Here is a 10,306-nt window from a genome sequence, read left to right on the forward strand (position 1 = left end):
TCACTATCCGTTATGCCTGCACATGCAGGAGTGCTTCGCCTATCTCGGCCATCGCGAAGGCGACTTCCCCGAGTCCGAGCGCGCCGCCCGGGAAACTCTCACCCTCCCCATCTTCCCCGAGCTCACCGAAGACCAGCAAGCCTACGTCGTTGCGCAGATCGCGGCCTTTTACCAATAGGGCTTCGGGGCCGTTCACTCCGGGAAGGCGCACGGAAAGAATGCGCATTTTTGGCGATGAATAAGCGATTTTCCGCAATGGAGCCAATGGAGCCAATGGAACCGCGGCGGAGCGTATCCAGGCGCGGGGGGCGTTCTCGCCCAGTCTCGACACTTCGCCAAGTGTTCATCATCCTGTCGTCATGCGTTGCGCCCTTGTTCTCCTGATCGCTCTCGCCTCGTTCATCGGCGGCCATTTGTCTGCCGCGGATAAAAAGCCCGTCGATCCCGCCTTGGTGCGCACCTTCACCGCGAAGCAACCGGTCAAGCTCGGCGACGCCGTGGCCAGCTTCGTCATCGATCTCATTCACAAGAACACCGCGGGCGTGCAGGACGACTACGCGAAGCTCACCGCCGACACCGAAGCGGACGCGGCCGGCCGCTACGAGACGCACCCCTTCGAGGGCATCCAATGGTTCGTCGTGGAGGTCTCCTGGGACAACGCCGACAAATACAATACTTCCGAGGTGGGCGAATACATCTACCTCGCGCGGCAGCAACTCGTCGCCGGCATCCATCGCGGCTATGGCGTGCCGACCAACGTCGTCGCCCAGGTCCGCGTCGTCACCTCCTTTGCCGGCAAAGCCGCCAAATCGCTCAAGGGCGACCAGGTGGCGCCCGGCACGAAAATCACCCTCACCTTCGAGGGCTTTCTCGACAAGGTCCCGCTGACCCTCCCGCAGAACTGATACCCCCTTCGTGACTGATCTGGCTGAACAGCGCAACTCCCGCATTCTCGAAGAGATCCCCCAGTTACCAGACGCACCACCCAAGAACACCATGAACATCCTGTTAAAAATCTTCCGCGAGATTGCATATGCCGTTGGTGTACTCGTCGTCGCCATCATCGTTGGCGATATTCTCTACCATGCCGTGGCTGATATCTTTCATGCGACGGCTCAGGGCAAATACGACAACGTGCAGATGGGGCCGGATACGGTGATGTCACTCTCTCAATCGCTCGCGACCATGGATCGATCCGACGGCGCCGCTCTGGGAGCGGGTATGCTCTTCGGGGTGCTGATCCTCGTGATCCACATCAGTAGAAGGATTTTTTGGCGCAAGAGGATACCTCCACAGGCCCCATCGTAATGTCGGATACTGCGCATGTACCAAGTCCCGAGCGCTCTCGCCGCTGGATGGAGATCTTGGGATTCATCGTCATCGCGTTTCTGCTCTACTCCGGCGTCCGCGAGTATTGGCAGCACTCCCGTGCCTCCTATGGTCCGCCACAGGCCGAGGCACTCGACCTCATCGTCGCACCCGGCCTGCTGGTGGAGATCCTGCCCTCTGCGGGATCACTACGGGACGAAAAATTTGCCGCCTTCGATGTCTCGCCAGAAGGTGATGTGCTCGTTTCCATCGGCCCGCGTGTCGTCGAAATGGAAAGCGGTGAGGACGTCTTCACCGAAAAAGTGTCCGTCCACTCCTTCGCATTTGTCCGGGATGCGCTGGCTGTCATCGACATGCAGGGCAGGCTGGGTTTCCTCGCCCAAGGTAAGTTCGAGACGGTGGGTGATCCTCCGGTGCCACACTGCAAGCTGCTGCCATCCACCGATCACACACGCCTCTTCTTCCTGCGCGAGGGTTACGACAACGGAAACAACATTCCCGCGCTTCTGTCCATGAACTCCGAATCGGAACCCGAAATCCTGACGGGATCATTCTCCGCACTTCAAACAGCAGGCGGAGACATGCTGCAAACCTACTTTTCAGACCGCCATGCGCTCTTCCGAATCCTCGCTCCCGGCAGTCCGTCGTTTGTGTTCGTGCTGCCAGACAGCAAGCTGTCCATCACCGGCATCGTCGTCGCTGGCACAGTGCTGTATTTTGCCTCTGAAAAGGCTGTCTATGTCCTGCAAGACGGCATCGCCGTTCCTTTGGTGATCGGACTCGGCGGCGCCCTGCGCATGGCGGGAGGCTCACTCTATGTGCTCGAACCGGAACACGGACGGGTCTACCGCATCACCCCTTCCAAGAGATAAGACCGCATGAAAATTCTCTTCACGATTCTGCTCATGTCTCTGGTCCCCGCGAGTGTCGCCACGTGCGCCACTCCGGACCCTTTTCGCAAGGGCCTCGACCGTCTGAAGACATCCATCGAAGAACTGGGCAAACCGCTCGCCGGCGAGGTCTCCTCCGAGCGCGCCGAACTCGAAGGCATCCGCGTCCGGCTCGAGCGACAGGCATCGAAAATCAACGAACACCGCGCGAACGTCGATTCTGAACAGGAGGATCTCAACAGGCGCAATCGGGAGCGTGACAGTCAGTTGCGACAGATTGAATTCGACCGGAAGGTGAATGATGCAAATCTCGCGGACGTCCTGCGCCGCGGGAACGCGCTGAGAATGGAAACCGTGGAGCAAAAAGCCGCGCTGGCCGCCGCCAGGACCCCGGCGGAAATTGATCGGGCCCTCGCTTGGGGACGCGAAGGCAACGAGCGGATCAAGTTACTCCAGCGTGAAGGCGACCTCCTCGACGAACGCACCGCCGAAATCAAAAAACGCCAGTCCGACATGGCCAGCGACATCATCGGCCACGCGCAACGTGCCAACTGGCTCGACAAGCGCCGGACGCTCGTGGATCACGACACTTCGCAGACCCTGGGTGAACTGGCAGCCGCCCTGTCGCGCGCACTCGCCCTCAAAGAGATCGCCGACCATCCCGCACGAACGGTCGCCTATGAATCCCCCGACGCCATCGCCAAAAAAGTGGCCGGCGACTTCTTCATCAGCCTCACCAAAGAGGCGGCGTTCAACGTCCTGAAAAGCAAAGGCAGCCAGGAAGTGCTGAAAACGATCGAAAGCAAATACCTGTTCAAAGTGCTGGCCAAGGTTGGACTCCAGGGCATCCCGGTCATTGGCTTGTTCACCGCAGCCGATGTCTTTGCCGACACCGCCATCGCCGGTGTCGACCAAAGGACGCGTGAAGTCACCAAGAACCTCTTCCTGATCGGTGATTACGGCGAGGTGATGAAACGCATGATCCAAGCCGAGGGAAAGTCCGCCACGCAAACCTCGGAATACCTGGCTATGCGGGCCGAGATCGAGCGCCTCGCCGCGGAGATGCCCGCCAATGACGCCCAAGTGCTGCAACAGGGCCTGATCAACTCCGCGGCGATCGGCACCGCGCTGATCTCTGCCGCCGGCAATTACGCCGGCGGCAGAGCCGAGCGGGCCCTCCGCAAATCAGGCGACCAATGGCTCCACTCCATCTTCAAGACCCACGGCGGTGCCACAGTCCGCTTTTTTCGAGGTTCCATCAAATCCACCGCCACCGCCACTGCCGATGAGAGCGTGAAAAAGAGTGCCGAAGTGATCGCAGACGCCTTCCGTCGCGCGACGGAGGAAACGCCCAAGCCATGAATGGGAGATGGCTTTTCGCCCCTGTTACCAAGTTGACGCTCCCGAGGAACTGATTCGCTGGTCCATCTACGCCACGATCTCCGTGCCCACGCCGGTGTTCGTGAAAACCTCCAGCAGCAGCGAGTGCGGGGTGCGGCCATCGATGAAGTGCACTTTCTCCACGCCTTCCGAGAGGGCGTGCATCGCGCTCTCCACTTTCGGGATCATGCCGCCGCTGATGATTTCGTCCTCGCGCAGTTGCTCGATCTCCGCGCGCGTGACGGACGGGATGAGCGATTCCTTGTCCATGGGATCGCGCATGATCCCGGGCACGTCGCTGAGATAGATGAACTTGGCCGCGCGCAGGCGGCCGGCCACCGTGCCGGCGGCGATGTCGGCATTGATATTCAAGGAGTGCCCACTGGCGTCACGAGCCAGGGGCGAAATGACCGGCACCGATTCCGCGGCGACGGCCGCCTGGATGATCGCGGTCTGCACCTCGACCACTTCTCCTACGAAACCCATGTCGATCTTCGTCGATTTGCCTTCGGTCTGCGGCGGCAGCTTTTTGCCGACGAGCACATCGCGCCCGCGAATGCCCACGGCCTTGCCCCCGAAGCCCTGCAACATCTTGACGATCGCCGGGTTGATCTCCCCATCGAGCACTTCCTCGACGATGCGGATCGATTGCTCGTCCGTCACGCGCAGGCCATTGACGAAACGCGGCTTGAGCCCGGCGTCGCGCATGCGGCTGGTGATCGCCTTGCCGCCGCCGTGGATGACCACGGGATTGATCCCGACCGCCTCGAGGAAAACGACATCGCGCAGAAACCGCTCGACGACTTGCTCGTCCTCCATCGCACTGCCGCCATACTTGATGACGAAGAGCTGGCCGCGAAATTTCTGGATGAAGGGCAGCGCTTCGATGAGCGCCTCGGCGCGGACATTGGGTGGTTGGGCCATGAAAGAAGGGGACGGGAAAAAGCGAACTACTCGCCCATGTTCAGCTTAACGTATTCCGTACTCAAGTCGGTCGTGAAAACCGTGTAGTCCGCGCTGCCGAGATGCAGGTCGATGGTGATGGTGATTTTCTTCTGCGCGACAATCTTCTTCAGCTTGGAGAAGGGCGTCTTGCTCGGCATGCCACCCTTCACCGCGATGAGACCGTCGTAGAAAATGTCCACTGTTTCTTCGCGCAGCTTCGCACCGCAATAGCCCAGCGCATCCATGATGCGCCCCCAGTTCGGGTCACCGCCGAACCACGCGCACTTGGTCAAGGTGGAGTTGGCCACGGCCTCGGCCGCCTTGCGCGCATCGATCATGTTGGCCGCGCCGTTCACGTGGATCTCCACGAATTTCGTCACGCCTTCGCCGTCTTCCACGATCAACCGCGCCAGGTTGCGCGTCACATGATCGAGCGCCCGCTGGAAAATCTTCAGGCCCGGCGCACCCTGGCGCAGCGGTTTGTTTCCCGCGCAGCCATTGGCCAGCATGATGACGGTGTCGTTCGTGCTCATGTCGCCATCGATCGTGATGCGATTGAAAGACTGCTCGACCGCCGCGGAGACCGCTTCCTGGAGTTGCTTCTTGTCGATCGCCGCGTCCGTGGAGAGGAAGCAAAGCATCGTCGCCATGTTGGGGTCGATCATGCCCGCGCCCTTGGCGATGCCGCCGACGCGCACGGGCTTGCCATCGATCTCGCACTCCACCGCAAACTCCTTCGCGAAAGTGTCGCTCGTCATGATGGCTTCCGCCGCGCGCCGGCTGCCGTTGCTCTTCAAGGCGGCGGGCAATTTCCGGATCGCCGTTTCCATCTTCTTGATCGGCAGCGGCACGCCGATACGCCCCGTGGAGCACACCATCACCTGTCGCGGGCGCACCTTCAGCGCCTTCGCCGCGGCGGCCACCATGCGCTTGGCCGTCTCCAAGCCGGCCACTCCCGTGCAGGCATTGGCGTTGCCCGCATTGGCCACGATGACGCGCACGTCGTTGCAGCTCAGATGCGACATGGAAACGCGCACCGGCGCGGCCTTCACCTTGTTCGTCGTGAAGGTGGCCGCGGCCACCGTCGCCTGCGGCGAATAAATGAGCGCGATGTCGGGACGGCTGGTATTGGCGGCCTTCACGCCGCAATAAACGCTCCCCGCGAGAAAGCCTTGGGCCGCGGTAACTCCGCCGGAGATTTCGGTATACGACATGGCTGTGCTGGGAATGAAGTGCTCGAAGTTGGCGCGCGGCGCGGAGTGAGAGGAGAGCGCATTTCACGCCGCCGCACGAGATTCTTTGCAAAAAAAATTCCGGCAGGTGTCGGCTTCAGGATAAAGTGCCATTCACCCGTATGCCGGCCCCGGATTCCCCCACTCCAGAAGCGCCTCTGCGCCGCCGGCCCATCTGCACCATCGCCTCCTGGGTCCTACCCGCCCTCGGCGCATTGCTCACCTTCATCGCCTATCAAATTGCCTACGCCCGGCGTTCGAACGGCGACTGGTTTCCGGGAATGGGCCAACTCGTGATCGGTATCGTCGTGACGGGGTTCGGTACGTTTGGCTTCGGACTGGCCGCGCTGCTCCGGCGGGAGCGAAATCGCTGGGTGGCGCTGCTACCCTTTCTCTGCGGTCTCGGCGTGGTGCTCGATTTCAGTTGGTTCCTTTTGCGCCGCTGGTGGGAAAGCCGTTGATCATTTGAACTCCATCGTGCCGGTCGTTTTTTACGCGACACCGTAAGGCGTGACTCCTTTTCTAAGACTCGTCCTGCGATCAGATTGCGCTTCGGGGTTTAGCGAAACTTGTCGGTGCTCGCGTCGTTGAACCCGAAGCGATTCCCCAAGGAGTCTCCGTTCCCCCATCCGCCCCTCGAATGATCGCCAATCTGACCCGCCCTCTGCTTCTTCGCCGGCGCTCCATCGCCGCGGGGCTGATGCTGTTTTCGTGGCGGCTGCTGGCGAATAACGCCGTCTCCGCGGAGAAGGTCGATTTCGTGCACGACGTCTATCCCATTCTCCAGCGTTCGTGCTTTGAGTGCCACGGTGCGGAGAAACACAAGGGCGGGCTGCGGCTCGATGACCGGGAGGCGGCCTTTCAGGGCGGTGACGGCGGCGACACCATCGTGAAGGGCCAGCCGGAGAAGAGCGAATTGGTGAACCGCATTTCCTTGCCCAAGGAAGATCGCGACGTCATGCCCAACCGCGGCGAGAAACTGACCAAACTCGAAGTCGAGCGGATCCGCGCCTGGATCGCCGCCGGCGCACCGTGGCCGGATGGCGTGAAACCCGCCAGGCATTGGGCGTATGTGCCACCCGTGCGCCCAGCCGTGCCGCCCTTGCCGGATGCCCCACGCAGCCCGATCGATGCCTTCGTCCGCACGCGCTTGAGCGAGGAAAAGCTTCAACCCTCGCCGCCCGCCGAGCCGCACGTCCTCGCCCGCCGCCTTTCTCTCGATCTCACCGGCCTGCCACCCACCCCCGCGGAGGTCGACGCCTTTACCCACGCCGCCAAAACCAATCTGCAATCTGCCGTCGAGAAACTCGCGGACCATTTGCTGGCCTCGCCGCAATTTGGCGAAAAGTGGGGGCGGCAATGGCTCGATGTCGCGCGCTATGCCGATTCGCACGGTTTTCAACGCGACGATTTGGTCGACCTCTGGCCTTATCGCGACTGGGTGATCCGGGCGTTCAACGCGGATATGCCTTTCGATCAATTCACGATCGAACAACTCGCGGGCGATCTCTTGCCGAACGCCACGGAACAACAGCGCATCGCCACCGGCTTCAACCGCTGCACCATGTGCAACGTCGAAGCCGGCACCGATCCGGAGGAAAATCGCGTCAACCAGGTGATCGACCGCGTCAACACCATGGGCATGGCCTGGCTGGGCACGACTTTGGAATGCATGCAGTGCCACGATCACAAGTACGACCCCTTCAAGCAACGCGACTACTACGGCCTGTTCGCCTTCTTCAATGGCACCGAACTGGAAGCCGATCGCAGCAACCCGAAAGTCCCCGGTTCGATCCGTTTCCTCGGGCCTTACATGCGCGTCAGCGATCCGGCGGCGGAAGCCAAACTACAGCAGGTGAACAAGGAAATCGCCGCCACGAAGTCGCAAATCGCCGGGCGGTCCGCGAAGATCGCCGGGGCAGGCACGCCGGCGGGCCACATCGCCGAAGCGCAGGAGCACGTGCTGACTCCCACGGATTTCGATTCCGCCGGCGGCGCCAACCACCGGGTGCTGGACGATGGTTCCGTGCTGCTCCTCGGCGATCCGCCGGGGACGGACACCTACACGGTGACCGTCCGCACGCCGCTCCAGAACATCGTGGGCTTCAAGCTGGAGGCACTCACCGATCCCGCGTTGCCGGGTATGGGCCCGGGCCGAGGCGATCCCGAGCGAACGAATTTTGTGCTCCACACCTTTGCGGTCACCGCCGCGCCCCCCGGCCACGAAGGCGAAGCAAAGCCGATGAAGCTCACCGACGCGCGGGCCGATTTCTCGCAGGCCAGTTGGGACGTGAGTGGCGCCATCGATGAGAATGGCAAGACAGGCTGGGCCATCGCCCCGCAGTTTCACCGGCCGCATTGGGCGACATTTCGCGCCAGCGAACCGCTGGCCAACGAGCACGGCACGGTGCTGACGTTTCGCCTCGTCCAGGAGTTCGGCAACGCCCGCACGATTGGCAGGTTTCGACTTTCGGCTCTCACGGGAGCCTATCCCGCGGCCGTCGTACCACCCAAGGACGATCCCGAATTGCGCCGTCTGAACACCCACCTGGCCGAGCTCGAGAAGCAGCAAAAGACCGCACCCGCGCCGCAGACGCTCGTGATGAAGGAGATCACGGAAACGCGGACAAATGCGATTTTTCGCCGCGGAGATTTTCGCAACCCGGGCGACGCGGTCGAACCCGGCACGCCCGCGGTGCTGCATCCATTGCACGAAGAAGGGCCGCGCAACCGGCTGGCCCTCGCGCGCTGGCTGGTGAGCCGCGAAAACCCGCTGGTCGCCCGGGTGATTGTGAACCGGCTTTGGGCGGAGATTTTCGGCGAAGGCATCGTCAGCACGCCGGAGGACTTCGGCATGAAGGGCGAGCGGCCTTCGCATCCGGAACTCCTCGACTGGCTGGCCGTGGAATTCATGGATCGCGGCTGGTCGCAGAAAAAGTTGTTGCGGCTCATTGTGACCAGCGAGACCTACCGCCAAAGCTCGCACGTCACGCCGGAACTGCTGGAACGCGACCCGCTCAATCGCCTGCTCGCGCGCGGCCCGCGCTTCCGCCTCGGTGCCGAGGAAGTCCGCGACAATGCACTGGCCGTTTCGGGCTTGCTCAATCTCAAGCAATTCGGCCCGCCAATCCATCCACCACAACCGGACGGGCTCTGGGCCAAGGTCGGCGGCCAGCAGTACGATTACGTGGTCAGCCCCGGCGACGAACAGTACCGCCGCGGCGTCTATGTCGTGCTCAAGCGCGCCTCGCCCTACCCGAGCTTCACGAACTTCGATGCCACGTCGCGCCCCGCCTGCCGCGTCAAGCGCACGCGCTCCAACACGCCGCTCCAGGCGCTCACGCTGCTCAACGATCCCGTCTACGTGCAAGCCGCGCACGGCTTCGCGGCGCGCATCGTCCACGAGCAGCCGTCGGCCGATGTGGATGGACGCATCAACTACGCTTTTCGCCTCGCGCTGGCCCGCCCGCCAGCCCCTGCGGAACTCTCCACCCTGCACCAGCTCTACGACTCCGAACTCGCCGCCACCGGGAAGCCGGAAGAGGCGTGGTTCTCGGTCGCCAGCGCGCTGCTGAACGTCGACGAAGCCATCACGAAAGACTGAGCCATGACCTACTCGCACCTCCTGCATCGCCGTCATTTCTTCCAAAAAACCGGCCTCGGCCTCGGCGCGTTGGCGCTCGGATCACTCCTGCGTGGGGCCTCGGCGGCTTCCGTGAATCCGCTCACGCCCAAGCAGCCGCATTTTGCGCCCAAGGCGAAACGCGTGATCTATCTGCACATGATCGGCGCGCCATCGCAGCTCGACCTCTTCGATCCCAAGCCGGAACTGCTGAAGCGCGACGGCGAGAAATGCCCGGAGTCGCTGCTGGCCGGGAAGCGCTTCGCTTTCATCGGCGGCGAGATGAAACTGGCGGGCTCGCACTTCCATTTCGGCCCGCACGGCCAGAGCGGACAGACGCTCTCGGAGCTGTTGCCAAATTTATCGCGTGTCGCCGACGACATCACGGTGATCCGCTCGCTGCACACCGAAGAAATCAATCACGCACCGGCGCAGATGTTTCTGCACACCGGGTTCGGTCGCGGCGGCCGGCCGAGCTTCGGCTCGTGGGTGACCTACGGCCTCGGGTCGCAAAACGCGGATCTTCCCGCCTACGTCGTGCTCTTGAGCGGCGTGGCCGGCGGCGCGGGCACGAGCATGTGGTCGAGCGGATTTCTGCCGAGTGTGTATCAAGGCATTCAATTCCGCACGCAAGGCGACGCGGTGCTATTCCTTTCGAATCCCGAAGGCTACGGCACGGAACGCCGCCGGCGCGTGCTCGACACCGTGGGCTCACTCAACCAGACGCACCTCGCCGACGTCGGCGACCCGGAAATCTCCACGCGCATCAGCCAGTACGAACTCGCTTATCGCATGCAGACGAGCGTGCCCGAGCTGATGGACATCTCGAAGGAATCACCGGAAACGCTCGACCAGTACGGCGCGAAGCCCGGCAAGGCCTCCTTCGCCAACAATTGCCTCCTCGCGCG

Annotated in this window: 10 protein-coding genes; 8 read left to right on the forward strand and 2 right to left on the reverse strand. The window is 62.4% G+C overall.

From position 1 onward, the window contains the following. Positions 1-22 precede the first annotated feature (22 nt). The 5 genes from ABJF10_RS00640 (at position 23) to ABJF10_RS00660 (ending at position 3,581) form a co-directional block, all read left to right on the forward strand. On the forward strand, positions 23-178 hold the full coding sequence (locus tag ABJF10_RS00640; protein ID WP_348542570.1) for a DegT/DnrJ/EryC1/StrS family aminotransferase: 156 nt from the start codon (positions 23-25) through the stop codon (positions 176-178). A gap of 181 nt (positions 179-359) precedes the next feature. Then, a complete protein-coding gene (locus tag ABJF10_RS00645; protein WP_348542571.1) occupies positions 360-905 on the forward strand; it encodes a hypothetical protein in 546 nt (181 codons plus the stop codon). Positions 906-915: 10 nt separating this feature from the next. Next, positions 916-1,308, forward strand: a complete 393-nt coding sequence (locus ABJF10_RS00650; RefSeq protein WP_348542572.1) for a hypothetical protein — start codon at positions 916-918, stop codon at positions 1,306-1,308. A 56-nt stretch (positions 1,309-1,364) separates the two neighbouring features. Then, positions 1,365-2,201: a hypothetical protein gene (locus ABJF10_RS00655; RefSeq protein WP_348542573.1), complete on the forward strand. Its 837-nt coding sequence runs from the start codon at positions 1,365-1,367 to the stop codon at positions 2,199-2,201. Between the two features lie 6 nt (positions 2,202-2,207). After that, entirely contained in the window at positions 2,208-3,581 is a 1,374-nt protein-coding gene (locus tag ABJF10_RS00660; RefSeq protein ID WP_348542574.1) for a hypothetical protein, read from the forward strand. Between the two features lie 66 nt (positions 3,582-3,647). On the opposite strand, the gene argB is transcribed toward ABJF10_RS00660, so the two are convergent. Continuing rightward, complete coding sequence (gene argB, locus ABJF10_RS00665) at positions 3,648-4,523, reverse strand: acetylglutamate kinase (protein ID WP_348542575.1); 876 nt, start codon at positions 4,521-4,523, stop codon at positions 3,648-3,650. A gap of 26 nt (positions 4,524-4,549) precedes the next feature. Next, the gene (gene argJ / locus ABJF10_RS00670; RefSeq protein WP_348542576.1) at positions 4,550-5,758 is read right to left on the reverse strand and encodes a bifunctional glutamate N-acetyltransferase/amino-acid acetyltransferase ArgJ; all 1,209 of its coding nucleotides are present in this window, start codon (positions 5,756-5,758) and stop codon (positions 4,550-4,552) included. A 140-nt stretch (positions 5,759-5,898) separates the two neighbouring features. Between argJ and ABJF10_RS00675 the strand changes: the two genes are divergently transcribed. The 3 genes from ABJF10_RS00675 to ABJF10_RS00685 form a co-directional block, all read left to right on the forward strand. Further along, positions 5,899-6,237, forward strand: a complete 339-nt coding sequence (locus ABJF10_RS00675; RefSeq protein WP_348542577.1) for a hypothetical protein — start codon at positions 5,899-5,901, stop codon at positions 6,235-6,237. Positions 6,238-6,416: 179 nt separating this feature from the next. Further along, positions 6,417-9,380, forward strand: coding sequence for a PSD1 and planctomycete cytochrome C domain-containing protein (locus tag ABJF10_RS00680; RefSeq protein WP_348542578.1), 2,964 nt, complete (start codon positions 6,417-6,419; stop codon positions 9,378-9,380). 3 nt (positions 9,381-9,383) lie between these two features. Then, positions 9,384-10,306 (forward strand): DUF1501 domain-containing protein (locus ABJF10_RS00685; protein ID WP_348542579.1); only part of this gene is annotated, 923 nt, incomplete at its 3' end.

The sequence above is a fragment of the Chthoniobacter sp. genome, from assembly GCF_040003245.1.
GTDB lineage: Bacteria > Verrucomicrobiota > Verrucomicrobiia > Chthoniobacterales > Chthoniobacteraceae > Chthoniobacter.

Bases quoted from the DNA above. Each gene is read 5' to 3' on its own strand.
- argB (WP_348542575.1), bottom strand. From the start codon at position 4,523: ATGGCCCAACCACCCAATGTCCGCGCCGAGGCGCTCATCGAAGCGCTG.
- ABJF10_RS00660 (WP_348542574.1), top strand. From the start codon at position 2,208: ATGAAAATTCTCTTCACGATTCTGCTCATGTCTCTGGTCCCCGCGAGT.
- ABJF10_RS00680 (WP_348542578.1), top strand. From the start codon at position 6,417: ATGATCGCCAATCTGACCCGCCCTCTGCTTCTTCGCCGGCGCTCCATC.
- argJ (WP_348542576.1), bottom strand. From the start codon at position 5,758: ATGTCGTATACCGAAATCTCCGGCGGAGTTACCGCGGCCCAAGGCTTT.
- ABJF10_RS00640 (WP_348542570.1), top strand. From the start codon at position 23: ATGCAGGAGTGCTTCGCCTATCTCGGCCATCGCGAAGGCGACTTCCCC.
- ABJF10_RS00645 (WP_348542571.1), top strand. From the start codon at position 360: ATGCGTTGCGCCCTTGTTCTCCTGATCGCTCTCGCCTCGTTCATCGGC.
- ABJF10_RS00675 (WP_348542577.1), top strand. From the start codon at position 5,899: ATGCCGGCCCCGGATTCCCCCACTCCAGAAGCGCCTCTGCGCCGCCGG.